Raw genomic sequence first — 15,660 nt, 5'->3', positions numbered from 1 at the left:
CATGACCATGCTGCGCACCGTGTTCCTGTCGCTGCTGTTGTTGTCCGCGCTGCTGCCCGCGCTGGCAACGGCCGCCGCGCCTGAAGTCGACTGCGTGGTGCCGTCCAAGCCGGGCGGCGCCATGGACCTGACCTGCAAGCTGGCGCAGAAAGGCTTGCTGCAGTCCGATCCGGCGGCGGCAGCGCCGTTCGCGTCCTCGGTGCGCATCAGCTATCTGCCGGGCGGCATCGGCGCGGTGGCGTGGCGTTCGATGGGTTCGCAGCGCCGGCGTGCCGAAGCCAACACCTTGGTGGTGTTTTCGGGCGGCTCGTTGCTGAACCTGGCGCAAGGCAAGTTCGGCAACGCCAAGACGGGCGACGTGCGCTGGGTGGCGGCGCTGGGCGCCGACTACGGCATGATCGCCGTGCGCAACGACTCGCCCTACAAGAGCCTGGCCGACCTGATCGCTGCGCTCAAGCGCCACCCCGACAAGGTGCTGATCGGCGTGTCCGGCACCATCGGCAGCCAGGACTGGCTGAAGATGGCGCTGGTGGCGCGCAAGGCCGGCATCGACCCGAAAGTGCTGCGCTTCGTGGCGCTGGAGGGCGGCGGCGAGATCTTCACGGCGATGCAGGCCGATTACGTGCAGGTGATGTCGGGCGATACGTCCGAAGCGACCCTGAACGCGGGCCAGAACCATGCGCGCGTGCTGGCGGTGCTGTCGGAAAAGCGCCTGCCCGGCGTGCTGGCCAGCGTGCCGACGGCGCGCGAACAGGGCATCGACGTGGTCTGGCCCATCATCCGCGGCCTGTGGATGGGGCCACAGGTGCCGGAGGCGGATTACCAGCGCTGGGTGGCCACGTTCGACCGTGCGATGGCCACGCCGCAGTTTGCCCAGTGGCGCACGCAATCGGGCATGTATCCGTTCGCGCTGACGGGCGACAAATTGACGCAGTACGTGAACCAGGCAGTCGAACGCTACTCCAGGCAGGCGGCCGAATTGGGCCTGATGCGCTGAATCCAATAGCAAACCATACAACAATCACAGACGGAGACAAACCATGCAAACCAAGACCATTCTCGCCATCGCCCTGGCAGCCGCTTTCGCGGGTAGCACCGGCGCCGCTTTCGCCCAGGTGCCGGCAGGTTATCCGGCCGACTACCAGAAGATCATCGACGCGGCCAAGAAGGAAGGCAAGGTGGTGATCTACAGCGCCACCGACAGCAAGGCCGCTGCGCCGCTGATCAAGGATTTCAGCGCCCTGTATCCGGGCATCTCGGTCGAATACAACGACATGAATTCGACGGAAGTGTATAACCGCTTCATTTCCGAAGTGGCCGCCGGCGGCAATACGGCCGACGTGATGTGGTCGTCGGCGATGGACTTGCAGATGCGCCTGGCCTCTGACGGCTACGCCCTGAAATACAAGTCGGTCGAAGCGTCCAAGATCCCCGGCTGGGCTATGTGGGACGACCAGGCTTACGGTACCACGTTCGAGCCGGCCGCCATCGTCTACAACAAGCGTTTGCTCGACCCGAAGGAAGTGCCGAAGAACCACGACGACTTCGTCAAGCTGATCGCCACGCCGAAATTCAAGGACAAGGTCACCACCTACGACATTGAAAAGTCGGGTGTGGGCTTCATGTTCATGTCGCAGGATGCGAAGGAATATCCGCAGTTCCTGGCGCTGCAAAACGCGTTTGGCACGGCCAAGGTGCGCGTGCAGTCGTCGACGGGCACCATGATGGAGCGTATTTCGTCGGGCGAAAACCTGATCGGCTATAACGTGCTGGGCTCTTACGCCCTGGTGCGTGCCAAGACCGACCCGTCGATCGGCGTGGTGCTGCCCAAGGATTACACCCTGATCCTGTCGCGCGTGCAGTTCATCAACAAGAACGCGAAGAACGTCAACGCCAGCAAGCTGTGGCTCGACTACATCCTGTCGCACCGCGGCCAGACCATCATCTCGAACGGAGCCAAGCTGTACGCGATTCGCGCCGACGTTACGGGCGAGACCACCTCGGCGGACCTGATCAAGGAAATCGGCGCGGCCAACATCAAGCCGGTGCCGGTGCACCCGATCATCCTGCAATTCCTGGGGCCAGCCAAGCGCATGGCCTTCTTGAAGCAATGGAAAGAAACAGCCGGCAAAAAATAATGCCGTTCTGGCCGTCCGCAGGCGCGTGCCCGCGGACGGATGCCGCACCCTTCATTCATTGGATTCATCATGCAAACTGCTATCTTGCCGCTGCCTGCACGGTCGCGCTCTCCCTTGTCGCGCCTGAACTGGCCGCGCGGCGTGGTCGTGGCGATCACCATGGTCGCCATTTTCCTGCCGCTGTTCCTGATTTTTTACCAGAGCTTTTTGAACGCGCCGTTTTTCATGCCGGTGCGCGAATTCGGCTTTGACTCCTACCGTTTCATCTTCGATGATCCCGATTTCTCGATGGCCTTCAAGAATGGCCTGATGCTTGCCTGCGGCCTGACCGTCATTGCCGTGCCGCTGGGCGGCATGCTGGCCTTCCTGATGGTGCGCACCGACTTGCCTGGCCGCGGCTGGGTGGCGCCCATGCTGCTGGTGCCGATCTTTGTCTCGCCGATGGTGATGGGCTTTGGCTACGTCGTGTCGATGGGGCCCGTGGGCTTCTACTCGGTCTGGGCCAAGGAGCTGTTCGGCTTCGTGCCCTGGAATATTTATTCCTTCACCAGCATCGTCATCATCGCCGGCCTGACGCACGTGCCGCACGTCTACCTGTATGCCTCGTCGGCCCTGAAAAGCCTGGGTTCGGACGTGGAAGAAGCGGCCCGCGTGGCCGGCGCTTCACCGGTGCAGGTCATGCTGAACGTGTCGCTGCCGATGATCATGCCGGCGCTGGCGTATGCGGGCGTGCTGGTGTTCTTCCTCGGCTTCGAAGTATTCGGCCTGGTGCTGGTGCTCGGTGATCCGGAAGGCCACCTGGTGCTGCCGACCTATCTGTACAAGCTGACGAACAAACTGGGCACGCCGTCGTACCACCTGATGGCCGCCGTTGCCGTCTGCCTGGTGATGGTGACCATGCCGCTGGTGATGATACAGCGCTGGCTGCTCAAGTCCGCCAACAAATATGTGTCGATCAAGGGCAAGGGCGCGCGCAGCAAGGCCATGCCGCTGGGCCGCTGGAAGTGGCTGGCCTTTGCCTTGCTGGCGGGCTGGCTGATCTTCACCATCATCCTGCCGCTGACGGGCATCGTGCTGCGCTCCTTCGTGCAGTACTGGGGCGAGGGCGTGCACCTGGCCGACGTGCTGACCTTGCAGCATTTCCGCGATATTTTCGACCAGCCTTCGCTGGTGCGCGGCATCGTCAACACGATCCTGATCGGCGTCGTCGGCGGCGCGCTGGCCGTCGGCTGCTACAGCTTCATCGCGCTGGCCATGCACCGCAAGCAGGACGGCGTCACGCGCCTGCTCGATTACAGCGTGCTGGTGCCGCGCGCCGTGCCGGGTTTGCTGGCCGGCCTGTCGTTCCTGTGGGTGTTCCTGTTCGTGCCGGCCTGGCTCGACGGCATATTGAAAGGCATGGACAACGGCGTGGCCCTGTGGCTGAGCGGCCATGTGATCCCCGTGCTGCGCGAAGTGCGCTCGACGATCTTCGCCCTGTGGCTTGCGTATTCGGTGGTGTGGATGGCCTACGGCATGCGTTTGATTTCCACCGCGCTGCTGCAAGTGGGGCCGGAACTGGAAGAGGCGGCGCGCGCCGTCGGCGCCAACCGTGGCCAGGTGACGCGCGACGTAACGCTGCCGCTGATCAAATACGGCTTGCTGGGCGCCTGGCTGATGGTGTTCCTGATCTTCGAGCGCGAATATTCGACGGGCGTGTACCTGCTCTCGCCGGGCACTGAGGTGATCGGCGCCATGCTGGTATCGCTGTGGGCGGGCGGCTCGACCGACCTGGTGGCGGCGCTGTCCTTCATCAATATCACCCTGGTGGCCATCGGCCTGGGCATCGCGCTGCGCTTCGGCGTGAAGTTACACAACTGAGTTGCATAACTAAGAATAGACTGAGACCACATCATGAATGAATTGACCGTCAATGAATTGCACCTGGACTACGGCACCGGCGCCTCCGCCAACCAGATCCTGAAAGGTGTCTCGATGCACCTGAAAAAAGGCGAAGTGGTCGCCCTGCTGGGGCCTTCGGGCAGCGGCAAGACCACCTTGCTGCGCGCCGTCGCCGGGCTGGAAAGCCCGAAGGCGGGCACGATCGAGATCGGCGAGCGCAATGTCTTCGACGGCGCGAAGCATTTCGAAATGCCGGCCGAGCATCGCAACCTGGGGCTGGTGTTCCAGTCGTACGCGCTGTGGCCGCACAAGACCGTCTTCGACAACGTCGCCTATGGCCTCAAATTGCGCAAGATGGGCAGCACGGAAATCGCCGCGCGCATCAAGGAAGTGCTGACGCAGCTGGGCCTGGGGCACCTGGGCGAGCGCTATCCGCACCAGCTGTCCGGCGGCCAGCAGCAGCGCGTGGCGATCGCCCGTGCGCTGGTGTACAACCCGCCCGTGATCCTGCTCGACGAACCGCTGTCGAACCTGGACGCCAAGCTGCGCGAGGAAGCGCGCGCCTTCCTGCGCGAACTGATCGTGCGCCTGGGCCTGTCGGCCCTGATGGTGACGCATGACCAGGGCGAGGCGATGGCCATTTCCGACCGCATTTTGCTGCTCAATAACGGCAAGATCGAGCAGCAGGGCACGCCGCAAAGCATGTATGAAACGCCGGATACCCTGTTCACGGCCGAATTCATGGGCAGTAACAACCGCTTGCCCGGCAAGGTGGTGCAGCGCGAAGGCAACCAGGTGCGCCTGCTGGTCGATGGCGCCTCCATGCAGGGCGTGGCGCGCGGCGCCAACGTGGGCACGGAAGTGACGACCATGATACGCGTCGAGGAAGTGAAGATCAGCGCCACGCAGGTGGACAACGCCATCGAGCTGCCGCTGCTGACCTGCATGTACCTGGGCGACCGCTGGGAATGCCTGTTCGAGCGCGGCGGCGCGGAGAACATCAGCCTGCGCGCGTACTCGCGCCACAAGCTCGAAGCGGGCAAGTACTGGCTGCACATGCCGGCCGATAAGCTCTGGGTGTTTTAACGGTACCGCGGTGGCCACCTTGGCGCGCAGTCTGTGCCGCGCTGGCCACCGGTTTTGCATCGCCCCCGTATTTCACGGCGCCCGTGCCGGCCTTCCTCATTCTCCATATGCCGTGATCGCCGGCGCCGTGCCGTTCACGCTGGCGCCATGCCACCGCCCTCTTTGCCATGGCCGTGGATGGCACTGCTGACCGCTCCATTCTTTTCCCTGCTGACAAGACAAAGCCGCCAGAGTTGAATGGACCGGCTGGAACTGGCATAAAGCAAACGCTCTGTATTGTCCTTGCCGCGCATCCGCTTTAATCCTCGCTGCCGCCATGCGCGGGAATATGGGGGCGCCGTTGCGCCATGCCGTATGTGTTATCTAAAAACAACGCTCTTATATGTCGCATGCGCGGCTTGTCTTGGTCATGGATAAAAAAACGCCAGTTCCGAGAATGCCGACAGTTTGCCGGAGAATGCCGATTTTTCCATCGGAAGACAATGGATGGGAGTGTTACAAATAGTAACTAAGGCGGGGTATTCTTTAAAAAACGGGTTTTGTATTTGCATTTAAAAAGTTGCCTCACGGCCATTTATTTTAGTTATTTTTACTTCCATCGTTTATAATTTGAAAAGAACGCCGGCGAGGCTTTTTGCGCGGTTTTGACGTGAGTTCGCCCTTTTTTTTGAGCTCAGGAAAATGCATATGCGCACCGATGGTGTCCGTTTTTCAATTGTCAGACACGCCGCATGGGCGCCGGGTCTGGAAACGCCGCAGCAATGGCGCGCGTGGGCGCAAAGCGCCTTGCCCGTCGCGCCGATTGCCGCTGCCGGCGAGCCGGGCGTGCGTGCGATGGCGCCGATGCTGCGCCGCCGCGCCGGTCAGCTGGGCAAGATGGCGCTCGAAGTGGCGTACGCCTGTCTCGGCGAACAACGCGATATTCCGCTCGTCTTTTGCTCCCGCCACGGCGAGGTGGCGCGCGCCGTCGAACTGCTGTCGGCGCTGGCCCAGGGCGAACCCCTGTCGCCGACGGCGTTCGGCATGGCCGTGCACAATGCCAGCGCAGGCCTGTTTTCCATCGCCCGCGCCGATACGGCGAATCAGCTGGCCATCGCCGCCGGTGCGGCCAGCCTTGAAGCCGCGGTGATCGAGGCATGCGGCTTGCTGGCCGATGGCGCAGCGCAGGTATTGCTGGTGCTGGCGGAGTGTCCCTTGCCAGTGCCGTTCGAAGCTTTTGAAGACTGTCATGAGCAGTCGCATGCGTTTGCCTGGCTGCTGCAGGCCGAGGCTACCCCGGGCACCGCTTTCAGCCTGACCTGGCGCGCCCGCGGCAGTGATGATGCGTTGGCGGCTGCCGCCGGCGCCCTGCCGGGCAGCCTTGCCGTGTTGCGGTTCATGCTCGGCGAGGCCCGCACGTTCGAGCACGCGGCCAACCGTCAGGCATGGTGCTGGAGCCGCCATGCGTAAGCTGGAGGCTGTTCGCGCCGGCATATCGATAGGCTGGCGTACCATCGCGACCGCGCTCAGTTTCGCCGCCTTCGGCCTCGGCGGCTTGCTGCTGCGCGTGCTGGTGTTCCCCGTGCTGCAGGTGCTGGTGTGGCGGCGCGAAACGCGCATCGCTTGCGCGCGCGCCATCATCCGCTGGAGTTTTCGCCTGTATATCGGCCTGATGCGTTTTCTCGGCGTGCTGCGCTACGACTTGCGCGGTCTCGACAAGCTGGAACGCGGCGGCTTGCTGATCCTGGCCAATCATCCGACCCTGATCGACACGATTTTCCTGATGGCGTATGTCAAGCAGGCCGATTGCATCGTCAAGTCCGATTTGTGGAATAACCCGTTTACGGGAGGCCCCGTGCGCGCGGCAGGCTATATCAATAACACGGGCGGCGCCGAACTGGTGGACGCCTGCCTAGCATCGCTGGAGCGCGGCAACAACCTGATCATTTTCCCGGAAGGCACGCGCACGCCACGCAGTGGCGAGGTCGTGCTGAAGCGCGGCGCGGCGAATATCGCCGTGCGCGGCCGCCGCGACGTGACGCCCGTGCTGATACGTTGCCTGCCCAGGACCCTGGGCAAGGGCGAACCATGGTGGCGCGTGCCGGCCCGCCGTGCGCATTTCGAGATCGCCGTGCAGGACGACCTGGCGATCGGCGAGTTTACCGGCGGTGGCGCCAGCGACGTGATGGCGGCGCGTACCTTGACCACTCATCTGCAACATTACTTTAGCGGGAAACAGGAACAACATGCTTGAACAAGAAGTGAAAGAACTGATCATCGAGGCGCTGCAACTGGAAGACGTGAGCGCTGCCGATATCGATACGGATGCGCCCCTGTTTGTCGAGGGGCTGGGACTCGATTCGATCGATGCGCTGGAACTGGGCGTCGCCCTGCAAAAAAAATACGGCATTTCCCTGTCGGCCGATTCGGCCGATACGCGCCGCCACTTTGCCTCGGTACGGGCGCTGGCGGCGATGGTTGACACTCACAGAAAGAAGTAAGGAGCAGCAAAATGGTAGATATGAGCGCAATGAGCCGCGATGAACTGTACGCATGGGTGGTGCAGCTGCTGGCCGAAATGTTCGAGCTCGATCCGGAGGCGCTGACGCCGCAATCGAATCTGTACGCCGAACTCGATATCGACAGCATCGACGCGGTCGACCTGGCGGTCAAGCTGAAGCAGCTGACGGGCAAGCGCCTGCAGCCGGAAGTATTCAAGACCATCCGCACGATCGACGATGTGGTCGAAGCGCTGCGCGCGATGTCGGTGTCGGAACAGGCGGCATAACGCGTGCTGCTCAATGCCGTCGCGTTGCTGCTGACCGTACTGTATCCGCTGGCGATCTGGTTCGGTCACGGCCAGGTCGAGCCGCGCTGGCTGGCGCTGCTGCTGTTGCTGGCCGCCGCCTGTCGCCTGCCCGCGCTGAAGCTGCAGCGCGCCGCACGCTGGTCGGTGGCCGCCGCGCTGCTGCTGGCCGCCATCGCCCTGTGGAGCAACCTGCTGCTGCCGCTGAAACTGTATCCGGTACTGGTCAATGTCGTCTTGCTGGCCACTTTCGGCTACAGCCTGTGGGCGCCGCCGTCGGTGGTGGAACGCCTGGCGCGCTTGCGCGAGAAGGATTTTTCGCCCGCCGCCGTGCGCTATACGCGCCGCGTGACGCAAGTCTGGTGCGGATTTTTCATCGTCAATGGCGGCATCGCGCTGGCTACGGCACTGTGGGCCAGCGAAGCCGTCTGGTCGCTGTACACGGGCGTCATCGCCTATATCCTGATGGCCCTGTTATTTGGCGGCGAGTATCTCGTCCGCCTGCGTTTTAAGCGTTTGCACCATGCCTGAATCCTCGTTGCCGCAAGCTCCCATGCCTGACGCACATCCGCCGATTTCCCCGCTGGCGCGCCTTGCGCTGTCCATGCATGGCCGCCCGCCGGCCATGCCCGTCGGCTGGCGCGATGGCGCGGTGCTCGATTACGCGCGCTTTGCGGCGCGCATGTCCGCCTGGGCCGGCTTGCTGGAAGCCCAGGCAGGCCGCCATTTCGCTTTGTACCTGGACGACAGCATCGAGTTTGGCGCAGCCTTGCTGGGCGCCTGGCAGGCGGGCAAGACCGTCTGGCTGACGGCCGATACGCTGCCGGCCAGCTGCGCTTCGCTGGCTGCGTCCGTCGATGGTTTCCTGGGGCAGTTCCCGGCTGCGCATGCGCCGCTGCCGCTGCCAGCGGACAGCCTGGCCGAGCGAGCGTGGACGCAGCTTGCCGACGATTTCCCGGCGCTGGTGGTGTACACCTCGGGCAGCACGGGCGCGGCGCAAGCGATCCCGAAAAAACTCTCGCAGCTGGCCAGCGAGGTGGTCACGCTGGAGCAGCTGTTTGGCGAACATGCCGATGGCGCGGCCGTCGTCGCCACCGTCTCGCACCAGCATATCTACGGCTTGCTGTTCAAGGTCTTGTGGCCGCTGGCTGCCGGGCGTGCAGTGCATGCGCACAGCGTGGATTATCCGGAACAGCTGGCGGCCTTGCTGGCGCGCGGTCCCTGCGTGCTGGTCGCCAGCCCCGCGCACCTGAAACGCCTGCCGGAACACATCGACTGGTCCGGCGCGCGCGCGCAACTGCGCGCCGTGTTTTCCTCGGGCGGTCCGCTGGCCCTGGACAGCGCGCTGGCGGCGGGCCATTTGCTGGGCCGCGTGCCGCGCGAAATCTACGGCAGTTCGGAGACCGGCGGCGTAGCCTGGCGCCAGCGCGTGCCAGAGCGCCCTGACGACGAGAGCTGGCAGGGTTTTCCTGGTGTGGACTGGCGCCTGATGGATGACGGCGCGCTGGAAGTGCGTTCGGCGCACCTGGCCGACGATGGCTGGCTATGTTTGGCCGACCGCGCGCGCGACACGGCGCCAGGACGCTTCCAGTTGTTGGGACGCAGCGACCGCATCGTGAAGATCGAAGAAAAACGCATTTCCCTCAATGCCATCGAAGCGGCATTGCTGGCCACGCCGCTGGTGCTGGATGCGCGCGTGCTGCTGTGCGATGCGCCGGCCGGCGAGCGTCAGAAGGTGGCCGCCTTTATTGTCTGCAGCGCCGCTGGCCGGGCGCTGCTCAACGCCGAAGGCAAGCTGGCACTGAACCGCCAGCTGCAAACGGCGCTGGGTGGCCAGGTCGACGCCATTGCCTTGCCGCGCCGCTGGCGCTACCTGGAACAATTGCCCATCAATGCGCAGGGCAAGACGACGCAGGCGCTGTTGCTGGCATTGCTCGAGAAACCCCGCTTGCCGCATGCGCAGTTGATCGAGCGTTCGGCCGAAGGCGAAACGCCACGGTTGCTGTTCGAGCTGCACGTCCCGGCGAATCTGTTCTATTTCGAGGGCCATTTCACGGGCGCGCCCTTGCTGCCCGGCGTGGTGCAAGTGGAGTGGGCGCTGCACTTCGCGCGCCAGCACCTGGACCTGCCCGCGCGGTTCCGCGCCCTGCATGCGTTGAAATTCCAGCAGCCGGTGCTGCCGGACCGGCCCGTGCGGCTGGTCGTGGAATACGACGCGCCCAAGGCCAGCCTGCAATTTCGTTATCAGTCGGACGCCGGCCAGCATGCCAGCGGCCGCATCCTGTTTCACCCGAATGCCGCTGCCGTTCCCGATGGCGGCACCGATACACCCACTCCAGCAGCGAGCGCATGTTAGATAAAAAATTCTCACCCGAACGCCAGACCGCCTTTGCCGCCCGTTTCGAGGCGCAAAAAATCGCTTTCGGTCCCGTCGTCTTTCAATGCGTGCGCTATGCCTGGAAGCGCGGCATGCTGCAGGCGCTGGCCGACACGGGCCACAGCGGCCTGACGATTTCCGACATGGCCGCCAGCGGCCGCTGGACGGAATATGCGCTGAAGGTGGCGCTCGAATCGTGCCTGTCGGCCGGCGTCGTCTCGCTGTGCGATGGCGCGTATGTGCTTGATAAAGTCGGTTTTTGCATGCTGACGGACAGCATCACCCAGGTCAACCTGGACTTCATGCACGACGTCTGCTATCAGGGCTTGTTCGACCTGGACCGCTCGCTCGACGCCGAGCAGCCACTGGGACTGGTCGCGCTGGGCGACTGGCCGACCCTGTACCAGGGCCTGTCGGCCCTGTCGGAGCCGGCCAAGGGCAGCTGGTTCGCCTTCGACCACCATTATTCGGATACATCATTCCCCGAGATATTCCCGGACGTCTTCGCCACGGCGCCGCGCCGCATCATGGACATCGGCGCCAATACGGGCAAGTTCGCCAGTGCGGCGCTGGCCTACCATGCGGGCGTGGAACTGCACCTGGTCGACCTCGAGCGCCAACTGGCGGTAGCCGACCGGACCCTCACCGATGCCGGCGTGCGCGAGCGGGCCCATTTGCACGCCTGCGACCTGCTCGACGACGCGGCGCCGCTGCCGGCCGGCATGGACCTGATCTGGATGAGCCAATTTCTCAGCTGTTTCAGCGAGCCGGCCATCGCCAGCATCCTGCACCGCGTGGCGCAGGCCCTGGGGCCGAACGGGCAAGTGCTGATCATGGATACCTTCTGGGACCGCCAGCAGTACGATATCGCCGCCTACTGCCTGATCAACACCTCGCCGTACTTCACGGCCATGGCCAGCGGTAACAGCAAGATTTACCAGAGCACCGACTACATCCGCCTGGCGCAAGCGGCCGGCCTGGAGTTGCTGACCACGCGCGACGGTATCGGCTATTGCCATTCGCTGCTGCGCTTTGGCCGCGCCGGAGCACACAGTGACTGAAGTGCGTTTTCAACCCTGCATCGTGATCCCCGTGTTCAATCATGAACACGCGATCGGCGCCGTGGTGCAGCGCCTGCTGCCGCATGGTGTACCGCTGATCCTCGTCGATGACGGCAGCTTTGACGCCGGCGCGCGCATCCTGGATGCGCTGGCCGCCGCGCATCCGTCGCGCGTGACCCTGCTGCGCCATGCGCACAACCTGGGCAAGGGTGGGGCGGTGCTGACGGGTTGCCGCCACGCGCATGCGCAAGGCTACAGCCATGCGCTGCAGATCGATGCCGACGGCCAGCATGAAACAGACGATGTGCCGCGCTTCCTGGCGCAGGCGCAAGCCATGCCGGCGGCCGTGGTGGCTGGCTACCCCGTGTACGACGCTTCGGTACCCAGGGCGCGCTACTACGGCCGCTATGCGACGCACGTATGGGTATGGATCAATACCCTGTCGCTGCAGATTCGCGACTCCATGTGCGGCTTTCGCGTCTATCCGCTGGCGTCTTTCATGGCGTTGGCGGAGAAGTGCCAGCTGGGACAGCGCATGAATTTCGACACCGATGTGCTGGTGCGCCTGTACTGGGATGGTTTGTCGATGGCGAATCTGCCCACGCGCGTCGGTTACCCCAGCGACGGCGTCTCGCATTTTGATCTTTGGCGCGACAACGTGCTCATTTCGCGCATGCACGCGCGGCTGTTTTTCGGCATGCTGTGGCGCGCACCGCGCCTGCTGGCCCGCCACTGGCGCGCGCGATGACGGCAGAACCACAGCAGCCGCACGGACACTGGTCCGGCTTCAATGAAGTCAGCTTCGTGGCCGGCATGCGCCTGCTGTTCTGGATCTGCCGCGTCTTCGGCCGCTGGCCTTTCCGCATCGTGCTGTACCCGGTGCTGGCCTGGTACGTGCTGACCAAGCCGCGTGCGCGCCGCGTATCGCGCAGCTACTTGCGCCGCGTCGCGGCGTGCGGCGGTCCGGCAAACCTGAGCGTGCTGCGGCACTTTGCCACGTTTGCCGAAACCATCCTCGACAAGATGCTGCTATGGGGCGGCCTGTACGACACGCGTGGCGTGAGCCTGCACGGCGTTGATGGCGGCGATGGCATCAACCGCTGCCTGGACGAGGGACGCGGTGCCTTGCTGATCTGCGCCCACCTGGGCAACCTGGATTTGTGCCGCGTGCTCTCGCAGCGCAATACGCGCTTGAAGCTGACGGTGCTCGTGCACACGCGCCATGCGCAAGCGTTCAATCGCATGCTGGAGCGCCTCAATCCGGACAGCCAGCTCAATCTGATGCAGGTGACGGAAATCACGCCCGCCACGGCCATGCTGCTGGCGGAAAAGGTGGCGCAAGGCGAGTTCGTGGTGATCGCCGGCGACCGCGTACCCGTCTCGCCACAGCCGCGCGTGGCGGTGGCACCGTTCCTGGGCCAGCCGGCCGCTTTTCCGATCGGACCGTATGTGCTGGCCAGCGTGCTGCAATGCCCCGTCTACCTGCTGTTTTCCATGCGCATCGGCCAGCGCTCCGAAATACATTTCGAACTGTTCCGCGAGTCGCTGCACCTGCCGCGCAAGGCACGCGAGACGATGCTGGCCGAACTGGCGGCCGCCTATGCGGCGCGCCTGCAGCATCACTGCCTGCGCGCGCCGCTGGAATGGTTCAATTTCTACGATTTTTGGCAACTCACCGATACTTCAAGACTGGATACTCCCGATGCAACTCGCTGACCTGAAAAACACCCGGCGCGCCGTCCGCTTCGACCGCGAGCGCCTGCGCATCGAAGACATTACCGACATCGCGCATGGCCGGGCCAGCGCCGAACTGTCCAGCGATCCCGTCTTTCTGGCGGCGATCGCGCGCGGCGCCGATTTCCTCGACCGCCTGCTGCGCGAGGATGGCACCATCTATGGCGTGACCACGGGCTACGGCGACTCGTGCACGGTGACCGTGCCGCCTGAACTGGTGGCCGAACTGCCGCACCACCTGTACACCTATCACGGCTGCGGCCTGGGCGAATTCTTCACGCCGGCGCAGACGCGCGCCATCATGGCCACGCGCCTGGCGTCGCTCTCCAAGGGGTTTTCCGGCGTCAGCGTGGAACTGCTGGCGCAGATCGCGCGCCTGCTCGATGCGGGCCTGCTGCCGCTGATCCCGTCCGAAGGCTCGGTCGGCGCCAGCGGCGACCTGACGCCGCTGTCCTACCTGGCGGCCGTCTTGTGCGGTGAGCGCGAAGTGTGGCGCGACGGCGTGCAGGTGCCGGCGCAGCAGGCGCTGCGCGAAGCGGGCATCACGCCGCTGCGCCTGCGTCCGAAGGAAGGCCTGGCGATCATGAACGGCACGGCCGTCATGACGGCGCTGGCCTGCCTGGCGTATGAGCGCGCCGAATACCTGACGCGCCTGACGACGCGCATCACGGCCATGGCCTCGTTTGCGCTGGACGGCAACGCGCACCACTTCGATGAAACCCTGTTCTCCGTCAAGCCCCATCCCGGCATGCAGCAAGTGGCGGCCTGGCTGCGCGCCGATCTGCCCACCGATTCCTGGGAGCGCAATGGCAAGCGGCTGCAGGACCGCTATTCGATCCGCTGCGCGCCGCACGTGATCGGCGTGCTGGCCGATGCCTTGCCTTGGCTGCGTTCGTCGATCGAGAATGAACTCAATAGCGCCAACGACAACCCGATCATCGACGCCGAAGGCGAACGTGTGCTGCATGGCGGCCACTTCTACGGCGGCCATATCGCCTTCGCCATGGACAGCATGAAGAATACGGTGGCCAACCTGGCCGACCTGCTGGACCGCCAGATGGCCTTGCTGGTCGACAGCCGCTACAACCAGGGCTTGCCGGCCAATCTGTCGGGCGCCACCGGCCCGCGCGCGGCCATCAACCACGGCCTGAAGGCATTGCAGATCAGCGCCTCCGCCTGGACGGCCGAAGCGCTGAAGCTGACCATGCCGGCCTCCGTGTTTTCGCGCTCGACCGAATGCCACAACCAGGACAAGGTCAGCATGGGCACCATCGCCGCGCGCGACTGCCTGCGCGTGCTGGAACTGTGCGAGCAGGTGGCTGCGGCCCTGCTGATTACCGTGCGCCAGGGCGTCTGGCTGCGCTGCAAGGTCAATCCCGACGTGCCGCCGCAAGCGGCGCTGGCGGCGATGCTGGAGGCGCTGGCCGCCGATATCGCACCCGTCGAGGAAGACCGCCGGCTCGACCCGGAACTGCGCGTGCTGCTCGAACGCATGCGCGCCCAGGTGTGGCCACTGTATGGAGCCGGGAATGACTGAGACGCATAAAGTGCGCGGCAAGAAGGCCACGCCCAGCCGCTGGCACGCCGAAGTGGAGATGCAGGTGCAGTTCTTCGACCTGGACCCGATGGAGATCGTCTGGCATGGCCGCTACGTGAAATACCTCGAAGTGGTGCGTTGCGCGCTGCTCGACAGCATCGGCTACAACTACGTCGACATGAAGGCTTCCGGCTATGCCTGGCCCGTGATCGACATGCATTTGCGCTATGTGGCGCCAGCCACCTTTGGCCAGCGCCTGACCTTGCGCGCCGACCTGGTGGAGTGGGAAGACCGCTTGAAGATCGAGTACCTGGTCAGCGACAGCGCGACGGGCAAGCGCCTGAACCGCGCCAGCACGACGCAGGTGGCCGTCGATATCGCCAGCGGCGAGATGTGCTTTGCCTCGCCGCCAGTACTGTTTGAAAAATTGGGATTGAAGGCCGTATGAAAAAACAATTCAAGATCCTGCTGGCGGGCCTGTGCCTGCTGGCGACGGCATCCGCGCACGCGGCCGCGCCGGTAGCGAAGATCGAGGCCATGCTGGCCAAGCCGCAGCAGCTGTGCGGCCGCTTCGACCAGAGCAAGCAGCTGGCCGGCATGAAGAAGGCGCTGGCGTCGAACGGCCGCTTTTGCGTGGTGGCCGGCAAAGGCGTCTTGTGGCGCACCTTGCAGCCGTTTCCGAATACCCTGCGCCTGACGCGCGACGAGATCGTGCATTTCCAGGGCGAGCGCGTGGCCATGCGCCTCGACGCGAAGACGGAGCCGGTGGTCAAGATGATCAACAGCGTGCTGTTTTCGCTGCTGGCCGGCGACCTGGCGCAACTCGATACGCTGTTTGAAGTCGATGGCAGCATCGATGGCGGCACCTGGCAGGTGGCGCTGAAGGCGCGCCAGCCGGCGCTGGCCAAGGCCATCGGCAGCATCCGCCTCGATGGCGGCGCCTTCGTGAAAAACATCAGCATCAGCGAAGCGAGCGGCGACCGCACGAGTATCGTGTTCTCGGCGATTGAAACGGGACCATCCGCCATCACGGCGCAAGAGGCGGCCCTGTTTTGAACGCA

Annotated in this window: 16 protein-coding genes; all 16 read left to right on the top strand. The window is 64.3% G+C overall.

The window, feature by feature from the left end; genetic code table 11:
* Position 1: 1 nt before the first annotated feature.
* The 16 genes from MRBLMS1_RS06790 to MRBLMS1_RS06715 all read left to right on the top strand — a co-directional run bounded on the left by MRBLMS1_RS06790 (position 2) and on the right by MRBLMS1_RS06715 (position 15,655).
* The gene (locus MRBLMS1_RS06790) at positions 2–997 is read left to right on the top strand and encodes a Bug family tripartite tricarboxylate transporter substrate binding protein (RefSeq protein WP_139091593.1); all 996 of its coding nucleotides are present in this window, start codon (positions 2–4) and stop codon (positions 995–997) included.
* A 43-nt stretch (positions 998–1,040) separates the two neighbouring features.
* Positions 1,041–2,138, top strand: a complete 1,098-nt coding sequence (locus MRBLMS1_RS06785) for an ABC transporter substrate-binding protein (protein ID WP_485878508.1) — start codon at positions 1,041–1,043, stop codon at positions 2,136–2,138.
* 69 nt (positions 2,139–2,207) lie between these two features.
* Positions 2,208–3,998 carry an ABC transporter permease gene (locus MRBLMS1_RS06780; RefSeq protein ID WP_128142352.1) on the top strand — a complete coding sequence of 597 codons (1,791 nt, stop codon included), beginning with the start codon at positions 2,208–2,210 and terminating at the stop codon, positions 3,996–3,998.
* 33 nt (positions 3,999–4,031) lie between these two features.
* On the top strand, positions 4,032–5,105 hold the full coding sequence (locus MRBLMS1_RS06775; RefSeq protein WP_128142353.1) for an ABC transporter ATP-binding protein: 1,074 nt from the start codon (positions 4,032–4,034) through the stop codon (positions 5,103–5,105).
* A 687-nt stretch (positions 5,106–5,792) separates the two neighbouring features.
* On the top strand, positions 5,793–6,554 hold the full coding sequence (locus MRBLMS1_RS06770; protein ID WP_485878506.1) for a beta-ketoacyl synthase chain length factor: 762 nt from the start codon (positions 5,793–5,795) through the stop codon (positions 6,552–6,554).
* Positions 6,547–7,338, top strand: coding sequence for a lysophospholipid acyltransferase family protein (locus tag MRBLMS1_RS06765; protein ID WP_485878505.1), 792 nt, complete (start codon positions 6,547–6,549; stop codon positions 7,336–7,338). Before MRBLMS1_RS06770 ends, MRBLMS1_RS06765 begins: the two co-directional genes overlap by 8 nt.
* On the top strand, positions 7,331–7,585 hold the full coding sequence (locus tag MRBLMS1_RS06760; protein WP_034750401.1) for a phosphopantetheine-binding protein: 255 nt from the start codon (positions 7,331–7,333) through the stop codon (positions 7,583–7,585). The genes MRBLMS1_RS06765 and MRBLMS1_RS06760 overlap by 8 nt, the downstream gene beginning before the upstream one ends.
* A gap of 20 nt (positions 7,586–7,605) precedes the next feature.
* Positions 7,606–7,872 carry an acyl carrier protein gene (locus tag MRBLMS1_RS06755; protein ID WP_485878992.1) on the top strand — a complete coding sequence of 89 codons (267 nt, stop codon included), beginning with the start codon at positions 7,606–7,608 and terminating at the stop codon, positions 7,870–7,872.
* A gap of 3 nt (positions 7,873–7,875) precedes the next feature.
* On the top strand, positions 7,876–8,421 hold the full coding sequence (locus MRBLMS1_RS06750; protein WP_485878502.1) for a COG4648 family protein: 546 nt from the start codon (positions 7,876–7,878) through the stop codon (positions 8,419–8,421).
* Positions 8,422–8,443: 22 nt separating this feature from the next.
* On the top strand, positions 8,444–10,246 hold the full coding sequence (locus MRBLMS1_RS06745; RefSeq protein ID WP_485878501.1) for an ApeI family dehydratase: 1,803 nt from the start codon (positions 8,444–8,446) through the stop codon (positions 10,244–10,246).
* A complete protein-coding gene (locus tag MRBLMS1_RS06740; protein WP_485878499.1) occupies positions 10,240–11,328 on the top strand; it encodes a class I SAM-dependent methyltransferase in 1,089 nt (362 codons plus the stop codon). The genes MRBLMS1_RS06745 and MRBLMS1_RS06740 overlap by 7 nt, the downstream gene beginning before the upstream one ends.
* On the top strand, positions 11,321–12,076 hold the full coding sequence (locus MRBLMS1_RS06735) for a glycosyltransferase family 2 protein (RefSeq protein ID WP_485878497.1): 756 nt from the start codon (positions 11,321–11,323) through the stop codon (positions 12,074–12,076). Before MRBLMS1_RS06740 ends, MRBLMS1_RS06735 begins: the two co-directional genes overlap by 8 nt.
* Positions 12,073–13,044, top strand: a complete 972-nt coding sequence (locus MRBLMS1_RS06730; RefSeq protein ID WP_485878495.1) for a lysophospholipid acyltransferase family protein — start codon at positions 12,073–12,075, stop codon at positions 13,042–13,044. Before MRBLMS1_RS06735 ends, MRBLMS1_RS06730 begins: the two co-directional genes overlap by 4 nt.
* Positions 13,031–14,599: an HAL/PAL/TAL family ammonia-lyase gene (locus tag MRBLMS1_RS06725; protein ID WP_485878494.1), complete on the top strand. Its 1,569-nt coding sequence runs from the start codon at positions 13,031–13,033 to the stop codon at positions 14,597–14,599. Before MRBLMS1_RS06730 ends, MRBLMS1_RS06725 begins: the two co-directional genes overlap by 14 nt.
* Entirely contained in the window at positions 14,592–15,047 is a 456-nt protein-coding gene (locus tag MRBLMS1_RS06720; protein WP_230517310.1) for an acyl-CoA thioesterase, read from the top strand. Before MRBLMS1_RS06725 ends, MRBLMS1_RS06720 begins: the two co-directional genes overlap by 8 nt.
* Positions 15,044–15,655: an outer membrane lipoprotein carrier protein LolA gene (locus tag MRBLMS1_RS06715; protein ID WP_485878491.1), complete on the top strand. Its 612-nt coding sequence runs from the start codon at positions 15,044–15,046 to the stop codon at positions 15,653–15,655. The genes MRBLMS1_RS06720 and MRBLMS1_RS06715 overlap by 4 nt, the downstream gene beginning before the upstream one ends.
* Positions 15,656–15,660: the final 5 nt, after the last annotated feature.

Origin of the sequence: Massilia sp. LMS1-1-1.1 (assembly GCF_040815535.1) — a bacterium.
GTDB lineage: Bacteria > Pseudomonadota > Gammaproteobacteria > Burkholderiales > Burkholderiaceae_D > Janthinobacterium > Janthinobacterium aestuarii.
The sequence above is the reverse complement of the archived record's forward strand: the minus strand, read 5'-3'. Positions and strand labels throughout refer to the sequence as shown.